Source organism: Fontibacter flavus, from assembly GCF_042432905.1.
Taxonomy (GTDB): domain Bacteria; phylum Bacteroidota; class Bacteroidia; order Cytophagales; family Cyclobacteriaceae; genus Fontibacter; species Fontibacter flavus.
The window spans coordinates 1-19,104 of the sequence record NZ_JBHLWI010000046.1 but is presented as its reverse complement, the minus strand read 5'-3'; the positions used below and the strand labels follow the sequence as shown (position 1 = coordinate 19,104).

The 19,104-nt window shown below is 39.6% G+C and carries 17 protein-coding genes and 1 riboswitch; of the genes, 15 read left to right on the top strand and 2 right to left on the bottom strand.

Features of this window, described 5'->3' with window-relative positions:
* Positions 1–7: 7 nt before the first annotated feature.
* The 3 genes from ACFFIP_RS16050 to ACFFIP_RS16040 all read left to right on the top strand — a co-directional run bounded on the left by ACFFIP_RS16050 (position 8) and on the right by ACFFIP_RS16040 (position 1,446).
* Positions 8–622, top strand: a complete 615-nt coding sequence (locus tag ACFFIP_RS16050) for a hypothetical protein (RefSeq protein ID WP_382388723.1) — start codon at positions 8–10, stop codon at positions 620–622.
* 398 nt (positions 623–1,020) lie between these two features.
* Positions 1,021–1,269 carry a PLD nuclease N-terminal domain-containing protein gene (locus ACFFIP_RS16045; protein WP_382388722.1) on the top strand — a complete coding sequence of 83 codons (249 nt, stop codon included), beginning with the start codon at positions 1,021–1,023 and terminating at the stop codon, positions 1,267–1,269.
* 3 nt (positions 1,270–1,272) lie between these two features.
* Positions 1,273–1,446 (top strand): PLDc N-terminal domain-containing protein, encoded by a 174-nt coding sequence (locus ACFFIP_RS16040; RefSeq protein ID WP_382388721.1) that lies wholly within the window; start codon positions 1,273–1,275, stop codon positions 1,444–1,446.
* 568 nt (positions 1,447–2,014) lie between these two features.
* Here ACFFIP_RS16040 and ACFFIP_RS16035 read toward each other — a convergent pair.
* A complete protein-coding gene (locus tag ACFFIP_RS16035) occupies positions 2,015–2,917 on the bottom strand; it encodes a TIGR01777 family oxidoreductase (RefSeq protein ID WP_382388720.1) in 903 nt (300 codons plus the stop codon).
* A gap of 107 nt (positions 2,918–3,024) precedes the next feature.
* Positions 3,025–3,091: riboswitch (Fluoride riboswitch) on the top strand.
* Positions 3,092–3,134: 43 nt separating this feature from the next.
* On the opposite strand from ACFFIP_RS16035, the gene ACFFIP_RS16030 reads away from it, so the two are divergent.
* From ACFFIP_RS16030 to ACFFIP_RS15995, 8 genes are all read left to right on the top strand, one after another.
* Positions 3,135–4,433: a voltage-gated chloride channel family protein gene (locus ACFFIP_RS16030; protein WP_382388719.1), complete on the top strand. Its 1,299-nt coding sequence runs from the start codon at positions 3,135–3,137 to the stop codon at positions 4,431–4,433.
* A gap of 368 nt (positions 4,434–4,801) precedes the next feature.
* On the top strand, positions 4,802–6,244 hold the full coding sequence (locus ACFFIP_RS16025; RefSeq protein ID WP_382388718.1) for a ligand-binding sensor domain-containing protein: 1,443 nt from the start codon (positions 4,802–4,804) through the stop codon (positions 6,242–6,244).
* Between the two features lie 221 nt (positions 6,245–6,465).
* Positions 6,466–8,061 carry an IS1182 family transposase gene (locus ACFFIP_RS16020; protein WP_382388717.1) on the top strand — a complete coding sequence of 532 codons (1,596 nt, stop codon included), beginning with the start codon at positions 6,466–6,468 and terminating at the stop codon, positions 8,059–8,061.
* Between the two features lie 338 nt (positions 8,062–8,399).
* Positions 8,400–8,993, top strand: coding sequence for a TetR/AcrR family transcriptional regulator (locus ACFFIP_RS16015; protein WP_382388716.1), 594 nt, complete (start codon positions 8,400–8,402; stop codon positions 8,991–8,993).
* A 93-nt stretch (positions 8,994–9,086) separates the two neighbouring features.
* Positions 9,087–9,707 carry a V-type ATP synthase subunit I domain-containing protein gene (locus ACFFIP_RS16010; RefSeq protein ID WP_382388715.1) on the top strand — a complete coding sequence of 207 codons (621 nt, stop codon included), beginning with the start codon at positions 9,087–9,089 and terminating at the stop codon, positions 9,705–9,707.
* Between the two features lie 131 nt (positions 9,708–9,838).
* A complete protein-coding gene (locus tag ACFFIP_RS16005; protein WP_382388714.1) occupies positions 9,839–10,867 on the top strand; it encodes an efflux RND transporter periplasmic adaptor subunit in 1,029 nt (342 codons plus the stop codon).
* A gap of 2 nt (positions 10,868–10,869) precedes the next feature.
* Positions 10,870–13,941 (top strand): efflux RND transporter permease subunit, encoded by a 3,072-nt coding sequence (locus tag ACFFIP_RS16000; RefSeq protein ID WP_382388713.1) that lies wholly within the window; start codon positions 10,870–10,872, stop codon positions 13,939–13,941.
* Between the two features lie 10 nt (positions 13,942–13,951).
* Entirely contained in the window at positions 13,952–15,298 is a 1,347-nt protein-coding gene (locus ACFFIP_RS15995) for a TolC family protein (RefSeq protein WP_382388712.1), read from the top strand.
* A 122-nt stretch (positions 15,299–15,420) separates the two neighbouring features.
* Here ACFFIP_RS15995 and ACFFIP_RS15990 read toward each other — a convergent pair whose 3' ends face one another.
* Positions 15,421–15,783, bottom strand: coding sequence for a winged helix-turn-helix transcriptional regulator (locus ACFFIP_RS15990; protein ID WP_382388711.1), 363 nt, complete (start codon positions 15,781–15,783; stop codon positions 15,421–15,423).
* A gap of 119 nt (positions 15,784–15,902) precedes the next feature.
* On the opposite strand from ACFFIP_RS15990, the gene ACFFIP_RS15985 reads away from it, so the two are divergent.
* From ACFFIP_RS15985 to ACFFIP_RS15970, 4 genes are all read left to right on the top strand, one after another.
* Positions 15,903–16,784 carry an SDR family oxidoreductase gene (locus tag ACFFIP_RS15985; protein WP_382388710.1) on the top strand — a complete coding sequence of 294 codons (882 nt, stop codon included), beginning with the start codon at positions 15,903–15,905 and terminating at the stop codon, positions 16,782–16,784.
* A 7-nt stretch (positions 16,785–16,791) separates the two neighbouring features.
* Positions 16,792–17,202, top strand: a complete 411-nt coding sequence (locus ACFFIP_RS15980) for a DoxX family protein (RefSeq protein WP_382388709.1) — start codon at positions 16,792–16,794, stop codon at positions 17,200–17,202.
* Positions 17,203–17,208: 6 nt separating this feature from the next.
* The gene (locus ACFFIP_RS15975) at positions 17,209–18,102 is read left to right on the top strand and encodes a dioxygenase family protein (RefSeq protein WP_382388708.1); all 894 of its coding nucleotides are present in this window, start codon (positions 17,209–17,211) and stop codon (positions 18,100–18,102) included.
* 72 nt (positions 18,103–18,174) lie between these two features.
* Positions 18,175–18,762, top strand: coding sequence for a glutathione peroxidase (locus tag ACFFIP_RS15970; protein ID WP_382388707.1), 588 nt, complete (start codon positions 18,175–18,177; stop codon positions 18,760–18,762).
* Positions 18,763–19,104: the final 342 nt, after the last annotated feature.

The following is a 19,104-nucleotide window of genomic DNA, read 5'->3' as shown; positions in this document are numbered from 1 at the left end:
AGTGTTTATGAGAAAATGTTGTGGATTATTGTTTGTCTTATTGATTTCCTGTTCACCAAGAGGTACTTTTCTGAGGGTCAACAGTGTACAGGTTGAGCCTTTTTTTCAATTGGAACTTGATGAGAAAATCCTGGTCAATATACCCCAGGATGTGAATCAGAAGGATTACAATACATTTTTGGCCGCTATTCCAATAATTGTAAAGCAAAGAGGATTTAGGGAGGTATGGGATACGGATGAATATGAAATGGAATTGAGGGCCGGGGATATAGCGGATTTTACATTGGAAAGGAACATCAAAAGGCTGTATGAGCATTTGGGTGTTTACTATTTTTTGGATGTGGCCATCGTCAGCAGGAAACCTTTCCGGTATGGGAGTCTGAGTTCCCAATTGGAGTATAGGGAGCAGAATAATCCCGGATTTGTGCGGACAAGGGGTTTGGGGTCAGAGACAGACCATAGGGTTATTACACGATACACTTTGTATCGAACTGATCAGGTGCTAAAATTGGCAGAAGTGATTATGGAATCCACACATCTCCAGGACAACACCCTGGATCAAAGGGTGATTCAGCGGGAAGTTCAGGAGTTTTTTAATTTGATTTCGGTAAGGGGAGGGTGAAAGGGAGATGTCGTAAGTCGGATTTTCACCATTAAGGGATTCATTAAGGGGGATATCGGAAAAGGCCTGAAGGGCCGCTCTGTTACAGCCCAGGGAGAAGCCCAGGGAAAAAGCGTGCAGCCCAGATGAAGGAGAGGTCTGAAGGACCGAATTGAAGGAGTGGTCGAAAGTGCGATTTCGGCGGGCGGTTTGCGAATGGGGAGTTCCGGAGAATTGGGAGCCATTAAGTTAAAAGCATTTATTAAGGTTGGATTTTTGGGGTTTTCGAACGCAGGACTTTTGCATCCGTATTTTAAACTCATCGTCGAAAAGGAAAAACTTCTGAGATTTTTAGGAATAATTAGTTAAAGTTTTTCCATAAAATCCATAACTTGGATATTATAGATCATTTTAAGGCTATGAATTTATTCGTTATTAACTCCCCCGGATTTGTTTTTGTGATTATGGGAATGGGGTATATTGTCCTATGGGTTTGGGCATTTATGGATCTCCTGAATGCGAAATTTAAAGACCCCAATATGAAGTTGATATGGACAGTTGTGCTTCTTTTTGCCAGCCCAATTGGACCATTTGTTTATTTTTTGCTTTCGAGAAAGCAAAAAGAAAATCCCCAAAAATACTTTAAACGTCAATACTTTAACAGATAAGCTATGTTCGGATTAGGAATTGTTGGTTTGGCCATTTATGCCTATACCATTTATGATGTGATTATCAGTAACTTTGGGGCTAAGAATGATAAAATCGTTTGGCTCTTAGTGGTGCTGTTTTTACCACTTTTGGGTACAATCCTTTGGTTTTTGTTTGGAAGGAAGAGTAGGGTCTAGGAGATGTCGGGTGTCCGATGTCGAGATGTTGGGATGTCGGATTTTTAACCATTTGGAAGTGAAGGGTATTAAGAAATTCATTATGGGAATACTGTAGCGGTCATTGCGTGGGAAAAAATAAAATTACTCGCAACCTACGCAAAGATTTTTACGCAACGCACACAACGTGAGACAATTTAGTACTGAGTTTGTAATGCCGTAGGTATGACCGAAATTGTAGCCCGGTAGTTTAATGCAGGGTAAGGGATTGACCGAGAATTCCAAAGTGCCGTAGGTACGGAAGATGTAGGAAGTGGGGTTGTTGGGTGTTGAACCAACCGGTCAACGCTATTTAGGGAAGGACACCAATCTTTTCCCTTTTTACTTTTGCTCTTAACAGCCCTTCAGGCCTATTCAAAAGACTCATAAACTCTCTTTCCTGACCCAAACTGTCATCCTCAACCTTTGACAACTCCCTTCATTCATCATTTTTCATTTTAAATTCTCAACCCTCCAACAACAACACCTGTCCGCTGTAGCGGAACTTGACATCCAAGACAACAATGACAACATTCTACACTCATCACTCTCACCCACCTGCATTATACACCTTCTCCAAAGCTTCTTCCAGATTCGGGTACCTGAATTCAAAACCGGCTTCCTGAATTTTTTTAGCAGAGACTTTATTGCCTCCTAGTACCATTTGGGCCATTTCTCCCAGTACGAGTTTTAATGCAAAACCAGGGACTCCCATACCCACAAACAATTTGCCCACCTTTTGGGCGGCTTTTTGGGTGAGTTCCTCATTAGTGGCCGGTTTAGGTCCTACGGCATTGTAAATCCCCTTGATGTGGTTATTTTCCAGAGCGAAAAGGAACATCCTGGCCAGGTCCTGCACAGCAATCCAACTCATCCACTGCTTGCCGCTGCCCAAAGGAGCTGCAACAGGAGGTTTGAGCATTTCTACCAAAGCACCGCCCTTGCTGTCCAAAACGATCCCGATTCGGAGCATTACAGTTCGCACACCCGTTTTTTCGATCTGCTTTACCTTGTCTTCCCATGCCCTGACCACCTGTGCCAAAAAATCATTTCCTGATGCGGAGTTTTCATCCATCCATGCATCTCCGGTATTGAAGCCATAGTAGCCCACCGCAGAAGCAGAGACAAATACTTCAGGTTTTTTATCTGATTGCTCAATGGCCTGAAGCAGCAGAGCTGTCGAATTGGTCCGGCTTTCCAAAATGGCTTTTTTACGGGATGCTGTCCACCTTTTGTCGGCTACCCCCTCGCCTGCAAGATGGATGATGCCCTCTGCCCAAGAGATGGCCTCAGGATCTATGCTCATGGCATCTACATCCCATGCAAAGGATTTTTGCTTGTATTTGCTGGGACTTCGGCTTAGCCAGGCTACGGTATAACCTTTTCTTTCCAGTAAATCTGTGATTTTTTTTCCTACCAATCCGGAGCCTCCGGTGATCAAAATATTTTTCATGACAGTTTTTGCTCTACTTATACAAGGATATTTATTACCTGATTGTTTTGTTGAAGTATAAAAATATAGTGAAACTTCTCCAGAATTTCCCGATAAAAGCTATTTTTGTTCGGATAGGTGATGGGGTTCCACCTTTAACCGCCCTTTTTTGGTGCTGATGACTCCTACTTCAACAGTTTATTTTGGGCTGTGGCCCTATCATGTTAACAATTTCCCTATGTTGGAGAGGATCAAAGCTTTGTTCAAAGCCAAAATATTTGTTCAGGAGGAGTTTGTGCCCAGTCTGGCATTTACCCTGAAATGGTTGGTGATTGCAGGTATTGTGGCATTTCTGGCCGGTTCTGCCTCTGCTTTTTTCTTGATTTCACTCAACTGGGTGACAGATTACCGTGAAGCTCATCTTTGGATCATTGCTCTTCTTCCTTTGGGAGGTCTGATCATCGGTTTGACTTACCATTATCTTGGTGAATCAGTGGTTAAGGGGAATAATCAGTTGCTGGAAGAATTCTATAACCCACAAAAAACCATTCCTTTACGGATGGCACCCTTGGTGCTTTTTGGAACCTTGGCTACCCATCTTTTTGGGGGATCTGCAGGTAGAGAGGGCACTGCTGTTCAGATGGGAGGGGCGTTCGCAGATCAGTTTACCAAATGGCTGAAGCTGAATGAGGAAGACAGGAAAATCCTGATTACCGTAGGCGTAGCGGCGGGTTTCGCTTCTGTTTTTGGTACCCCATTGGCAGGGGCGGTATTTGCTTTGGAGTGGTTGGTGATCGGCAGGATACGCTATGAGGCCATTTTACCGGCTTTCTTGGGGGCTTATGTAGCAGATTATGCCTGTGCAGAATTCTGGAATGTTCATCATACCCATTATGCCATTTCCCTCGTGCCGGAGATCAATATCCAAAACCTGCTTTGGATGATGCCTGCGGGTATTGCTTTTGGTTTGGTAGGGCGTTTATTTGCCAAATCCACTCATTTGTGGGTTAAATTATTCAGTTCGCAGGTCAAATACCCGCCTTTACGTCCGGTAGTAGGAGGCATTCTAGTTGCCTTATTGGTTTGGATGATGGGGACGACCAAGTACATAGGTTTGGGAGTGCCGACAATCGTGGAGGCATTTTCAGAGCAGTTACCTTGGTATGATTCGCTTGCCAAGATTTTTATGACTTCTCTGACCTTAGGTGCGGGATTTAAGGGAGGTGAGGTTACTCCTTTGTTTTATACCGGAGCGACATTGGGCAATGCCCTTTCGGGGCTTATTCCATTGCCGATGGCCTTATTGGCAGGAGCAGGTTTTGTGGGTGTATTTGCTGGGGCGACGAATACCCCTTTGGCTTGTACACTGATGGGGATAGAGCTTTTTGGGGCAGAGCCGGGGATTTTTATCGGATTGGCCTGTGTGCTGGCCTATATGTTCAGCGGTCATGCCGGCATCTACAATGCCCAGGTCATTGGCAGTCCCAAAAGCCACAGACAGCAGCATAAGAAAGGTAAACGGTTAGGGGAGCTTTAAGGCAGCGGTGTACAGATAAGCAATTGGGTTTTTAGAAAATTAGTTTTAGCTTAGAAGACTTGGAAATCCCGACACATCCAAATCTTTGAATCCATTGATTTCCAAATAAAGATTGAGGATTTTGAATCGGAAGCAAAATTTCTGCTTCAGGATATAGCAAAATTCTTTATTACCATCGGATAATGAAGTTACCCTGTATAGGGGATTTTATAGTTGGAGTGGAATGGTTAGTTTTGAGAAGATTAAAAAAAATAAAACCTGATAAAGGGTAAAGAAAAATCAGGCTTGGCCAAACATTTTTGGTTGGCTAAGCCTGGAAAATATCAGGGGTATATACAAGTTATGGCACATTATAAAAAACGACACGAATGAAAAGAACATTGACAATTCTAATTTTTACTTTTTCGCTTTCAACAGCTTTTGGACAACATTTATACCTCGAGAAGTTTGAAGGCTGTCAATTAAGCAGATTCTGCTTAGACTGTGGAGAAACCAAAGCTCAACCGCCCAATTCCTTTGCAGATGAAATTTTAAAAAATTTAGATTCTAAATCCCTTAAGAAAATTTCAGGAAGTATTTTAATTCAAGTAATTGTGGACACTTTAGGAACACCCTGTTTACTAAGCGCTAAAAATGAATCGAATATTAAAACTGAAAAGCTGAACTTAAAATCAGCTATTGATAAAACAAGTAAATGGAACCCAGCAATAAGTAAAGAGAATATAGAGAAGGCTTCTGTTTCACTAAAACTAATATTTGAAAATAATAGACTTTCAATTGAACGTGTTGTGTTTGACTTTAACAAAAACACAAATATGAAGTCAGTTGGAACGCCTGACGTTAAAGGTTCAAAATCTTCAAAACTGACCTATAGTTGGACAGTGCTTAATCAACAGAACTCGGACTTACCTTGGGATATGTCAAGAGCAGCAGTTACAGACAATGATAATATTCTATGGTTTGGGACAGATAACGGTATTGTGAAGTATGAAAACGAAACAATGGAAGTATTTACTTGTAAAAACACTCCTTTAAAATCAGAAAAATACAATAAGGACAGAACTACTTCAATAAGATATGCTGCCAGTGATAGGAAAAATAATAAATGGTTTATTGCAGGTTGGGATGTATATAAATATGATGGAGCAACTTGGACAGTTTATGACTCACTAAATTCTCCAATAAATTGGGCAAGAAAAATATTTGTGGACAATTCCAATAATGTATGGTTCTCCTCTTGGGATGGTATCAGTAAGTTTGATGGCGAAAAATGGTCAGTAATAGATACAACAAACTCCGAAATTCCTTCAAATAAAGCCCTTGGTGTTTTTGTTGACAGTAAAGAACAAATTTGGATTGGAACATTTGACGGTAACATTAAAATTGACAAGACCAATACCACCAAATTTGAGAATAGTGATACCCCATTGAAAAGTGGGTTTATAACTAAAATGCAAGAAGACAATCAAGGAAATTTGTGGTTTTCACTTTATAGTTCAGATAAATCCAAGGCAGGAATGTTTCTATTAAGTAATGACAACAAATGGACTTCATTACGACCTAAAGACTCAGAACTGTTTTCAAAAAACGACATAAATGACTTTCTTTTAGACGAAGAAAAACAGATTTTATGGGTTGCCCTTAATAGTGTTGGACTTGTAAAGTATGACATAAAAAATGATGCTTGGGAAGTTTATACACCTGAAAATTCAAGTGTTCCAAGTATACACGTGATGCAGTTGACAAAAGACAAAGACGGAATAATTTGGGCAGCAACTTTTGCAGGAATAATTAAATTGAACGAAAAATAACGTGCCATAACAGCACCTACACACAAGCAGGGGTTTCGTGCTTCGTAGGACAGGAAATTGCTAAATTTGAAGTTCAGTTCTTCGTAGGAAGTTCAGTGCTGAAAATCCCTGCCTGCGTGTAGCTGCTAACCGTCAGACTGTCTAAAAACCCTGCATTGTGTTGAGATGGAATTTCTTACTTTTTCTATGGGATATATAGGGTAATTTTTGTAAATTCTATCATGAAATTCATACAAGGCACCGACCGCACACAGCTTGCTCTTTTCCCTACCTGTCTGGATGATACAATTGAGTTTGACAATGAAACCCGCTTGATCGATCTGTTTGTAAACTCCATTGACCTAAAGTCTTTTGGGTTTGAGATGGAGTTTGTCGACAATGGCAAGCCTGCTTATCATCCCGGGGACCTGCTAAGGCTTTTTATCTACGGATATCTCAACCGGATCAGAAGTTCCAGGGCATTGGAAAGGGAATGTAAACGCAACCTTGAGCTCATCTGGCTCATGAAGGGACTTGTTCCCGACCACAACACGATCTCCAATTTCCGCAGGGACAACCCTATTGCTATAAAGAAGGTATTCAGGGCCACCGTAAAGATGGCCAGACATTTTGAGCTGATCGGTGGAACTCTCATAGCCGGAGACAGTACCAAGCTCCGGGCCCAGAACAGCAAGAAAAACAACTTTAACGCCAAAAAGATCGAAAGGCACCTGGCCTACATCGAAGAAAAGCTTGCCAGGTACCAGTCTGAACTTGCCCAAGAGGACGGGGACAGCTTAAAAAAGGAAAGCATCGCAGGGGAGGTAGAAAAGCAGTCCGTGCGCAGGTCAAAATACGAATCACTCCTGGAACAGCTCGACAGCAGCGGCCAGGAGCAGATTTCCACGTCTGATCCTGACAGCAGACAGATGGTGATCCGCAACAATATTACCGAAGTGGCATACAATATACAGTCCACTACAGATGCAAAACACAACATCCCGATCGACTTCAAGGTGACCAACAACAACGATTCCAAAGCCATGGGGAATATGGTCAGAAGGGCCAAAAGCATACTTGGGACCAACAGTTTCACAGTCCTGTTCGACAAGGGATACCATACAGGCAGCGAAATCAGGACAGTTATGGAACTTGGAACCGAAGCCATAGTTGCCATCCCCGCTGTCAGCGGTTCCAGCATGGCGCCGGATCCGGCATACAATGTTTCGGAATTCAGGTATGATCCGAAAAACTGCACCTATACCTGCCCACAGGGAAACACCCTTTCGACCAACGGATCATGGTACAATAAGGAAAGAGGCGGTCCTTCCCGGAAATCAGCAAGCAGTGTTAGGGTGCAGCACTTCAAGACAAAGGCCTGTAAGGACTGTCCCGCCCTAGCCAGCTGCACCAAAAACACCCGTGGAAGGGGCAGGGTCATCGAGAGGACGGAGCATCAGGACTTCATTGATGCCAACAGACGGAACGTGGAGCAGAAGGAACACCTCTACAAACGGAGGCAGGTCATTATCGAACACAACTACGGAACCATCAAAAGACAGTGGAACTTCCACTACATCATCACCAAAAAAGGGAGTGACAGGGCTTCCTCTGATGTAGGGTTCATGTTTGTGGCTTACAATCTTCGAAGAATATTCAACCTTGTCGATCAGGAAGCATTGAAAAAGTATCTGAAGATGCTTTGGCTTTGTTTTTTGGCCATAATGGACGATTTAAGAGTCCGAAAGAAGCTTATACAGCGATCTGAAATTTACAGATTCCATAACTCCCAATTTCTAAAGCTCCACCCAGATTTAAGGAAATGGGCTTATATTTAGACTATACAAAAAGATAACGGAGGTTTTTGGACAAACTGCCGTTAGCGGCAATGGTAGGACGACCCCAACCGACAGCCAGACACCCGATCAAACGACACAGACCGACACGAAAAAAAAAATAAAAAAAAGCCCACCGGACGGGAAAAATTTTTAGCCAACGTTATTGGCACATTTGCAAACCACAACAAGCCCACCCACCAACCAAAGTTTGCAAAAGAGCCAATTCCAACCACACAAATACAGGCGACAACAAAAAAAAGCACAAAAAATTTGCGCAATCAAAAAACTCTATCTACTTTTGCTGACCATAATACGATTTTAGTCCAATAGTATTGCAAATGAGTAAGGAAGAAATTATTGAGCAGGAAATAATAAACGGAGCCAAAAAGCTAATGCAGCAATACGGTTTAAAAAAAACCACTATGGAAGATATTGCCAAAGCAGCAGGCAAAGGTAAAAGCACATTATACTATTACTTTAAGGATAAAGAAGAAATATTTGACCGAGTGATTAACTTAGAAATGGATGAGTTTTTTCAAACTGTAAAAACTGCTGTTTATAAACAATCGAACGAAATCGATATGCTGAAAACGTATATTGTTACAAAAATAAAGACATTAAAAGATAAAGCTAATTTGTATAGATTTGCCATCGAAAATGATATGCAGGGCAGAATTAACAAAGAATTTGCTAATCTTCGTAACAGGTATGACAACGAAGAAAAAAAACTAATTAGTTCTATTTTGGAAAAGGGCGTAGAAGCCTCGTTATTTAAGAGTTTTGTCCTTCAGGAGCTTGATACTTTGAGTGAACTTTTGGTTAGTTGTATTAGGGGTGTAGAAATGGATATAATTGCATACAATAAAAATAGAAGCTTGCTGGATAAATCAGATATGCTAGTCGAAATGCTTATTAAAGGTATCGGCAAGTAGTAGAAAAGCTAGCCAAATTTAAATTTTTTTTGATTAAAAATCGAACGAAAAACGAATATAGTCAATTAGTAACTTTATAATAAAAAAATAACAATGGAAAATTCATCAAAAAAACAAAAACCTATCTTAGTAAAGATTGCGGAACAGCTCCTGAAAGATCAACAAGAATTGGATTCATTAGCAGTACAATGGTCACTTGGCAAAGCAGAAGCAAAAGATAAGATCAATGAAGCTAAAGCGGAATTAAAACAAAAAATACATGATTTGAAAATATGGATTTCTACTGAGTATGATGAAAATAGCGAATGGGCAAAAACTACCATTCTTAAATTAAATGATCTTGACATTAAGTTGAAGGAAAACACTGAGGAGCTTTTTGAAACCAGCAAGCAGGAAATTCTAATTGCAGTAGAAAAAGTAGAAAACCAAATAAACAAGAATCCCGCAGCTCAAAAGTTGTCAGTTTTGTTCTCTATTTATTCAGAAAAAGTAAGATTGCAATTTGAGGTAATTGAAATAAATCTAAAAAATAAAAAATCAGAAATTAACGAAAATTTAAATGAAGGATTAGGTGATGTACGAAAAAAAATTGACTCTATAATTGAACGGCTCAACGAAAAGAAAGAAGAAACGGACTTGAAATTGGAAGGTTTTAAAGATGAGATTGGTGCGGTATATGACCACCTGAAAAAAGCTTTTAGATCTCTTAATTAAATTATAATACCTCTATATAAGTCAAAAAACGTATCGTGAAGAAAGATTTTGATGCTTTTACTGAAGCATTTTTTTTAACTCTAAAAACCGACCACAATACACATTTAGTCGAATTGTAAAAAAACGAGAAAATGAATAGAATAAATCATTTAGCTGTAGCGGGAATGTTTGTTTTGGCAAGTTGTACCCACAACAATAATACATCGGTTACTGAAAACAACGGAAAAATAAATGTTCAAATAGAGCAGGGATTAACATACTCTGGACTTTTAACTACAAGCTATTCCGGTGTAGTAGAAGCACAAAAGACAACGGCTTTAAGCTTTGCTACAATGGGAACTGTAACTGACATTTTTATAGAAGAGGGTCAAGAAGTACGCAAAGGACAATTGTTGGCAAAGGTAGATGCCTCCACGGCTCAAAATGCTTATCAGGGAGCTTTGGCAAAACAACAACAGGCGGAAGATGCCTACAACAGGCTAAAGCCGATGAAAGAAAACGGCACGCTGCCAGATATTAAATGGGTAGAAGTAGAGACTGGTGTAACACAGGCAAAAGCAGCAGTTGCCATTGCACAAAAACAAAAAAATGATGCAAACCTCTATTCACCTGCTAACGGGGTAATTGGCAAAAAGTATGTGCAGCCGGGAGAGAATGTTGTACCAACAATAACAGCCATTGAATTACTGAACATTCAATCAGTTTATATTAAAATACCTGTTCCGGAAAATGAAATAAGCCTTTTTAAAAAAGGTGATACAGCAACCGTAAGCATCACAGCTCTTAATCAAACCGTGACAGGAATTGTGAAAGAAATTGGGGTATCAGCTAATGTCTTATCACATACCTATCCCGTGAAAATAGAGGTTCAAAACACAGCAGGAGATATAAAGCCAGGAATGATTTGCTCAGTCGAAGCTAAGCTAAAAGATAACCGTTCAGGATTGTTGGTTTCCAATAAAGCTTTGCAAAAAGATGCTTATGGGGAACAGTTTATATACATTGAAAAAAACGGACAAGCCGAAAAAATATCAGTGCATACTATTGCCTTGATAGACAATAAAGTTTTGATACGTGGCAATTTACCTCAAAATTCAAACATAATTGTATCAGGGCAACAAAAATTAAACAACGGAACACCTGTTACCATTACAAAATAATTATGAAAGGGAAGAATTTTAATATAATAGAGTTGGCTATGCTGCATAAGCAAATAGCCATCATTATAACAATCATTTTTGTAATAATCGGTGCAATTGCTTTATGGGTAATGCCAAGAAATGAATTTCCTGAGTTTGTCATTCGTCAGGGCTTAATTATTGGTGTATATCCGGGAGCTACCTCCGAACAGGTTGAGGAACAATTGACAACCAAAGTTGAAAGTTTTTTATATGGCTTTCAGGAAGTTAATCGTGAAAAAACCTATACCATCTCTAAGGAAGGAATGTTAATTGTTTTTGTGGAGGTAAACAATAATGTAAAAGATCCTGACGCTTTTTGGGATAAAATAAAATTCGGATTAAATGAACTTAAACTACAATTACCACCTCAGGTTTTAGCACTAATTGCAAACAATGATTTTGGAAATACTTCAGCTATACTTCTTACTGTTCGGTCGGATAATAAAACCTACAAAGAGCTAGACCGTGAACTAAAAATAATTGAGACTGAATTGCGAAAAATAAAGACGGTTTCCAAAGTAAATCGTTATGGATTAGTTCAGGAACAGATTACCATTTATCCCGACAATGACAAGCTGGCTTACTATGGGGTAAAGCCATTGAGTGTGCTGGCAGCAGCGCAATTGGAAGGTGCCGTTTATTACGCTGGTGAATTGGACAACGGGGAACTCATAGCTCCTATACACGTGCCCACCACTTACAACACAGAAGAAGACATTAAAAACCAGATTGTTTATACCGATCCGCTTGGCAACATTATTCGGGTTAAAGATATAGCGAGGGTGGTGAGAGAATATCCAAAGCCCGACTCCTATATCAAAAACAATGGGGCAAACAGTTTGCTTATTTCTTTGGAAATGCAACCCGGAAACAACATTGTTGCCTTTGGCAAAGAGGTGGATGAAACTCTGGAAATACTAAAAGGGAAAATCTCTCCGGATGTGCAGATTGCAAAAATTGCAGATATGCCCCAAACCGTTGGATATTCCATTACACATTTCTTAAAAGAATTTTTTATTGCCATTATAGCGGTAATCATCGTTACCATGCTCTTATTGCCCTTTCGGGTGGCGGCAGTGGCTGGGGCTACTATTCCGATTTCGATTTTTATCACAATAGGTATATTGTATGGATTGGGCGTGGAACTACATACTGTATCGCTGGCAGCGTTGATTGTGGTATTGGGAATGGTGGTTGACAATGCTATTGTTGTGCTAGACGGACACATCGAAAAATTAGACCACAAAGAGGACCCATGGAATGCCGCTTGGAAAAGTGCTCAGGAACTTTTTGTTCCGGTATTTACAGCAACTATGGCTATTATCGCCACTTACATTCCTTTGGTATTTTTTCTAGAAGGAATGGTCTTTGATTTTGTAGGCTCTTTACCGGTAACTATTGCCGTTGCATTGATTACCTCATTATTGGTTGCCATATTCCTTGTCCCCTACCTCAGTTATGTTTTTATCAAGCATGGAATTAAGAAAGATAACAAAAAGCAAAAGCGGAAATCCTTGCTGGATTGGGTGCAGAAAATCTATGACTCATCTTTAGAAAAAGCCTTTCGTTACCCAAAAATTACCATATTGATAGGCGCATTATCTATAGTTCTAGGTGTGGTAATTTTTGCACTTTTGCCACGGCAACTGTTTCCGAAAGTGGAAAGAAACCAGTTTGCAGTAGAAATTTATTTGCCTGAAGGCAGCACACTTGAACAAACTGCTTTTGTCTCTGACAGTTTGGAACAAATGCTCATGAAAGACAAGCGAGTGACCAATGTGGCAGCATTTATTGGTACAAGCTCTCCTCGTTTTCACACCACCTATGCACCCAATTTCCCATCAAGAAATTATGCTCAGTTAGTTGTCAATACTCAAACCCAAGATGACGCTGTTGCACTTTTGGGAGAATATGAGGACAAGTATAGAGACCACTTCCCCAATGCCTATGTGCGAATGAAGCAGCTAGATATGCTCGGCACCACAGCCCCCATTGAAGTGCGTATTGGCGGAGATGATATAGATACTATCAAAGTACTGGCAGAACAGGTGAAGGCATTGATGAATAAAAACGAAAATATTATCTGGGCAAGAACCGATTATCTGAATCCCCGACAGGGCATAAGCATTCAGGTAAATGACGAAACGGCCAATCGCTTAGGACTTACAAAAGGCGTAGTGGCAACGTCATTTGCTGCGGCTATGTCAGGAATACCAATTGGTACAGTATGGGAAAGCGATTACCCGGTTGCCATAAAGCTGATGAACGAACCGCAACAAAAAAACAGCTTTGATGATATTGCCAATCAAAATGTTACCTCCCTGTTAACAACGGCAACAGTTCCGGTAAGGCAGGTAGTATCGAAAATTAGTAACGACTGGAGCGAAGGACAAATCATTCGCAGAAATGGAACTAAGACCATTACCGTTCGTGCTGATGTAAAGCGGGATGCATTGCCCTACAAAGTGCTATCGGACTTAAAGACAGAAATCAAAAAATTACCTACACCCGAGCAGGTCGCTTTAACCTATGGCGGAGAAGAAGAAAGCGAAGTTGAAAACTACATACCGTTAGCCAAAGCGTTATTTGCTGGCGTGGTGCTTATTTTTTTAATCCTTCTTTTTCAATTCAAAAAAACACGGCTTGTAATGCTGGTAATGATGACAATGCCTTTAAGCATAATCGGTGCAGCAATTGGTTTACTAATTACGGGTTACCCATTTGGTTTGACAACTTTCTTGGGCATCATGAGCCTTATGGGTATAGTCGTCCGTAATGGTATTATCCTAATTGACTATGCAGAAGAACTGAGAACTAAAAATGGAATGACTCTGCTTAATGCTTCTATTGCAGCAGGTAAACGCAGAATGCGTCCTATTTTCCTAACTTCTGCGGCAGCAGCAGTAGGTGTTGTGCCTATGATATTGAGTGGATCTTCCCTATGGGGGCCACTAGGTTCTGTAATTTGTTTTGGACTATTGGTATCTATGATACTTACACTATATGTAGTTCCTATTATGTATAATCAATTACTAAAAAGAAATTACGCTTAATCAAGAAAATATGAAAAGAATAATAATCGCAGTTGCTTTAATTACATCGGCAACAGCCTACAGCCAAACAACACTGTCGTTGGAGCAAAGTAAAACGCTCGCCTTGAATAACAACAAGGCGTTACAAAATAGTTCATTAGAAATAGAAGCGGCAAAGCAGGTAAAGAAAAATGCTTATACCAATTACTTCCCAAAAGTAAGTGCCAACGTGGTTGGGTTTAATGCTATTGACCCTTTGATTGAATTTAATATGCCAGGCGGAAACCTTCCTGTGTATGACGGCAACCCAGCTAATTTACCAAACGCTACCCAGTTTGCTTATTTTCCTGGCATTGAATTAAGTATGTTTCAACGTTCTGCAATAGGCATTGTGAACATTGCACAACCTATTTATGCAGGCGGAAAAATAAATAATGGTAATAAATTAGCAGCCCTTAATGTTGATGTGAAAGAAATGCAATATCAGTTAACCGAAAATGAAATCTTACTTAAAACAGAGCAGCAATATTGGCAACTGATTTCCTTGCAGGAAAAACAAAAAACACTTGATAAATACGAAGCCTTACTTCAAGATATTCGCAAACAAGTTGACGATGCTTTCAAATCAGGGTTGATTATTAAAAACGATGTGCTGAAAGTGCAAATCAAACAAAGTGAATTACAAGCAAATAAAAACAAATTACTGAATGGAAAAAAGTTAGCTACTATGCAATTCTGCCAAACCATAGGAATACCATATGATAGCACGCTAGTTTTGCAGGAGCAAATCAACATAAGCCAAAATCCTAATCAATACTACACCGATTACCAAGTGGCATTAAGTAGTAGAACAGAACATCAACTGTTGGAGAAATCTATCGTAGCCACACAGCTTCAAACAAAAATGAAAACGGGTGAATATTTGCCCACAATTGCAATTGGGTTGGCTGGATATCATATGAACATGTTGGAAAACGGAGTAAAAAACAACACAAATGGATTGGCTTATGTTTCGCTTTCAATTCCAATATCCGATTGGTGGGGAGGTAATTATGCTATTAAGGAACAAAAGATAAAACAAGAAATTGCAGAAAACAGTTTTGAAGAAACCAATGGCTTATTGAAACTACAAATGGAAAAGGCTTGGATAGATGTAAATGAAACGTGGAAACAAATAGAGATTATGAAAGAAACAGCCATGCAAGCCGAAGAAAATTTGAAAGTAAGTCAAACAGGCTATAACAGCGGTGTGGTAACATTATCAGATTTGCTAGAATCACAAGCATTAGTTCAAGAGACAGCCGATAAACTGGTAGATGCCCAAACTCAATACAAATTAGCCGTTACTACTTATTTGCAGGTAACAGGAAGGAAATAGAAATGTCCACACACTGGGACAAGCACATTTGCAAACCGCACAGAGCCGACACGCAGACCAAAGTTCACAAAAGAGCTTGCCCCTTTCCGACATGTTAAAAATTTTTCCTTCCCTTATTTTTTTTATTTTTTCCCGATAACCCTTTTGCGATGCTGCAAGCCCCACTCAACCATTACTTCCAAAACAGTTTTCAGTGAATTCCCGGATTTGGTCAGCTCATACTCTACCGTTACAGGAATTGTATCATAAACCTTGCGGGTTATAATGGCGTTAACTTCTAGGTCTTTCAATTCTTTGGAAAGCATACGGGGTGTAATCTTTGGGATTTCCCTTTCCAATTCCTTAAAACGCTTTTTGCCATAGAGCAGCGAACCGATTATCGGAAGTTTCCATTTACCATTCAACACATTCATCGTGTCGTTTACGGCTAATACAAACTCTCCTGAACAATTCTTAACCTGCTCCAATTTTGATAATCTGTTCATGTCCATTGTATTTACTGATACTATACAAAAGTATATCGCTATTCTTTTGTATAGTACTTATTAAAGTATAGCAAATATAAGTATCTTCGTATAATTAAAAATAAATCAAAAAAATTATCATGAAAAAAGTATTGATTACCGGAGCTACGGGCCACTTAGGCGCAGCAACAATTGATTTCCTTTTGGCTAAGAATAAGAAAGACAACATTATCGCATTAGCCCGTAACGAAGAAAAAGCAGCACTCCTTAAATCAAAGGGCGTGGAAGTAAGGCTGGGCGACTATGACGATTATAACTCCCTGATTCAAGCCACAAAAGGTGTAGAAACTATGTTGCTCATTTCTTCCAGCGAGATGTCCAAAAGCCGGGCAATCCATCACATCAATGCAATTAATGCAGCCAATGAAAACGGTGTAAAGCACATTATTTATACAGGATTTATTCGCACCCATGATGACCCCACCTCTCCTCTTTGGTTTATTGCCAAAGACCATGTGGAAACTGAAAAATACCTGAAAGAGTCGGGCATTAATTACACGCTTTTTGAAAACGGATTTTACCTTGACATGTTGCTGGACTTCGTGGGGAATAATGTTCTGGAAACTAAAACTATTTTTGTTCCGGCAGGTAACGGTAAAATAAATTTTGTGTTGCGAAACGAAATTGCTGAGGCATTGGCAAACGTGTTAACTACATCCGGACATGAAAATAAAATCTACAATATTGGCGTTGAACAGACGGTTTCTTTTGATGAAATTGCCGGCTATATTTCTAATAAAACGGGAGTTCAAATAAATTATGTTTCTCCTGAACCCGATGTATATATCCAAACCTTAATAAAGTATGGCGCCCCTGAAATGTATGCCCGTATGTTCTCGGCTTTTGCGGTAGCTTTTGCCGAAAACACCATGAACGTGCCAACTACTGATTTGACAAAACTTCTTGGGAGAAAGCCAACATCTGTTGAACAATTCATAAACTCTTTTTTCAACAAAAAATAAGTAAACTATGACAGCAACAAATAAGAATAAAGCGCTCCACATCTCATTGTGGGTTGCACAAGTGGTATTAGCACTTATGTTTTTAATGGCAGGCGCTATGAAATCTACCCAACCAGTTGAAGAACTTGCTAAATCAATGTCGTGGGTAAATGATTTTTCGGCAGGAATGGTGAAGTTTATAGGCGTATCGGAGTTGTTAGGTGGAATAGGACTTTTACTGCCTGCTATACTGCGCATCAAACCCATACTTACGCCTTTGGCAGCAATGGGGCTTTTTACGGTTATGGTATTTGCTTTTGCATATCATGTATCAAAAGGCGAATATGGTTTATTACCCATTAATTTGGTTTTAGGAACAATTGCACTATTTATTGCATGGGGCAGATACAAGAAAGTGCCCATTCAACCTAAGGCATAAAATGTAATGGAGCGCAACGAATTTATTAAGTCGTTATTAACACTTACTGCTATGGGAACTTTAGGTAGTTTTAAAATTTTTACAGATACACTTCCTTCACAAAGCAAGAAAATGCCGGTGCTGTTTACATCACATGGCAATCCGATGGACATTCCTGTTTCAAGAGACAAAAAAGCATTTTGGCAAAAACTGTTTGAGTTAGGAAAAGACTTGCAAAAAAATTATGACGTAAAAGCTGCATTAGTTGTATCGGCTCATTGGTGCACAAAAGGAACTTTCGTAAACATATCGCCCGAACAAAAACAGATTTACGATTATTACGGTTTTCCCAAAGAATACTACGATGTATATTATAAAGCCAAAGGCTCGCCTGATGTTGCCCACGAAGTAAAAAAAATAGTTCCTGCAATTTCTGAAACAACCGATTGGGGTTTAGACCACGGAGCATGGCCTATGCTGATGCACTTATTTCCTGAAGCGAACATTCCTGTTTTTCAATTAAGCATTGACTATTACGCAAAGCCGGAATATCATTATGAATTGGGCAAACAACTAAAATCATTACGCAACAAGGGTGTATTAATAATTGGTAGTGGGGCACTTATTCATAATTTGCCATTGGCAATGAGAAAAATGCAAACCAATGACGATAACCCCTATGGATGGGAGATGGAATATGATACTTGGATTAAAAAACAAATTGACGCCCGGAACTTTGCCGATATCATTAACTATTCCAACAGCCACAAATTGGGCAAGTTAGCCGCACCTACACCTGACCATTTTGTGCCGGTGCTTTATAGTTTGGGGCTTATGGACAGTGGTGATGTAATAAAATATTTCTATGAAGCAGTGCCAACCCTTCCTGCTTTTAGTGAAAGAAGTTTCATCATCACCTAAAACTTTTTCAAAGGCAGAGTTGTTTTAATGCTTGAAAATAAAACAGTAATCAAAAAAGTAAAAATTAATAAAATGGAAACACTACAACAAAAAATTCTTCGATTTTTTTATCCAGTTGTACGCAAACTTGGGAAGATTAGTAAGAACGGAACGATATTGGAAAATAAAAAAAACTCAGAACCGAAAAAATCATTCTATGAACTAAAAGCCACCCTGAACAACGGTCAAGAGACAGATTTCTCAGTGTTTAAAGGAAAAAAAGTTTTATTGGTGAATACGGCTTCAAACTGCGGTTATACGGGACAGTATGCCGAGTTACAATCGTTACACGAAAAATTTGGCGATAAATTGGCGATACTGGCATTTCCGGCAAATGACTTTGCGGAACAAGAAAAAGGCGATGACAAAGATATTTCACAATTCTGTCAGGTAAATTACGGTGTGACATTTCCACTTGCAAAAAAAAGTGTTGTGTTAAAAAATGAGGCGCAGCATCCGGTTTTCAAATGGCTTACAGACAGTAAAGCAAACGGCTGGAACGAACACGCCCCTGATTGGAACTTCAGCAAATATTTAATTGACGAAAAAGGTAAACTTTCTCACTATTTCGGCCCATCAATATCGCCTTTAGACGACCAGTTGCTGCATTCGGTAAAATAAATACAAAAAACTTCGACTATGCTGGTCAAGCAAATCTAAAACCCTACAAAAACTACCCGACAGTCCAAAGTTAGGATAGACAACAATGAACCACAGCCGCTAACAGGCGTTTGGCTCAATGGCTGGTGCAGTGGTTAATTGAACATTCTACTTCGCATCAACTTTTGTGGTGTATTGACAGTTTTGTGCTCCGAAAACCGCCACTGCGCCAAGCGCCAAACCGTCAGGCTGTGAAAAAACTTTCAGTTTTTGGAAAAAGCCGCATTTTTGGAGCGTATAGGGACTTCACAGGGTCTTGAACTTGAATTTGAGTCAACTTTATATTTGAATCGTTAGTTTTTA

Excerpts from the sequence above, each read along its gene's own strand:
- ACFFIP_RS16030 (WP_382388719.1), top strand. The coding sequence starts at position 3,135 with ATGTTGGAGAGGATCAAAGCTTTGTTCAAAGCCAAAATATTTGTTCAG.
- ACFFIP_RS15970 (WP_382388707.1), top strand. The coding sequence starts at position 18,175 with ATGGAAACACTACAACAAAAAATTCTTCGATTTTTTTATCCAGTTGTA.
- ACFFIP_RS16035 (WP_382388720.1), bottom strand. The coding sequence starts at position 2,917 with ATGAAAAATATTTTGATCACCGGAGGCTCCGGATTGGTAGGAAAAAAA.
- ACFFIP_RS15995 (WP_382388712.1), top strand. The coding sequence starts at position 13,952 with ATGAAAAGAATAATAATCGCAGTTGCTTTAATTACATCGGCAACAGCC.
- ACFFIP_RS15980 (WP_382388709.1), top strand. The coding sequence starts at position 16,792 with ATGACAGCAACAAATAAGAATAAAGCGCTCCACATCTCATTGTGGGTT.
- ACFFIP_RS16000 (WP_382388713.1), top strand. The coding sequence starts at position 10,870 with ATGAAAGGGAAGAATTTTAATATAATAGAGTTGGCTATGCTGCATAAG.
- ACFFIP_RS15985 (WP_382388710.1), top strand. The coding sequence starts at position 15,903 with ATGAAAAAAGTATTGATTACCGGAGCTACGGGCCACTTAGGCGCAGCA.
- ACFFIP_RS16045 (WP_382388722.1), top strand. The coding sequence starts at position 1,021 with ATGAATTTATTCGTTATTAACTCCCCCGGATTTGTTTTTGTGATTATG.
- ACFFIP_RS16015 (WP_382388716.1), top strand. The coding sequence starts at position 8,400 with ATGAGTAAGGAAGAAATTATTGAGCAGGAAATAATAAACGGAGCCAAA.
- ACFFIP_RS16050 (WP_382388723.1), top strand. The coding sequence starts at position 8 with ATGAGAAAATGTTGTGGATTATTGTTTGTCTTATTGATTTCCTGTTCA.
- ACFFIP_RS16010 (WP_382388715.1), top strand. The coding sequence starts at position 9,087 with ATGGAAAATTCATCAAAAAAACAAAAACCTATCTTAGTAAAGATTGCG.
- ACFFIP_RS16020 (WP_382388717.1), top strand. The coding sequence starts at position 6,466 with ATGAAATTCATACAAGGCACCGACCGCACACAGCTTGCTCTTTTCCCT.
- ACFFIP_RS15990 (WP_382388711.1), bottom strand. The coding sequence starts at position 15,783 with ATGAACAGATTATCAAAATTGGAGCAGGTTAAGAATTGTTCAGGAGAG.
- ACFFIP_RS15975 (WP_382388708.1), top strand. The coding sequence starts at position 17,209 with ATGGAGCGCAACGAATTTATTAAGTCGTTATTAACACTTACTGCTATG.
- ACFFIP_RS16005 (WP_382388714.1), top strand. The coding sequence starts at position 9,839 with ATGAATAGAATAAATCATTTAGCTGTAGCGGGAATGTTTGTTTTGGCA.
- ACFFIP_RS16040 (WP_382388721.1), top strand. The coding sequence starts at position 1,273 with ATGTTCGGATTAGGAATTGTTGGTTTGGCCATTTATGCCTATACCATT.
- ACFFIP_RS16025 (WP_382388718.1), top strand. The coding sequence starts at position 4,802 with ATGAAAAGAACATTGACAATTCTAATTTTTACTTTTTCGCTTTCAACA.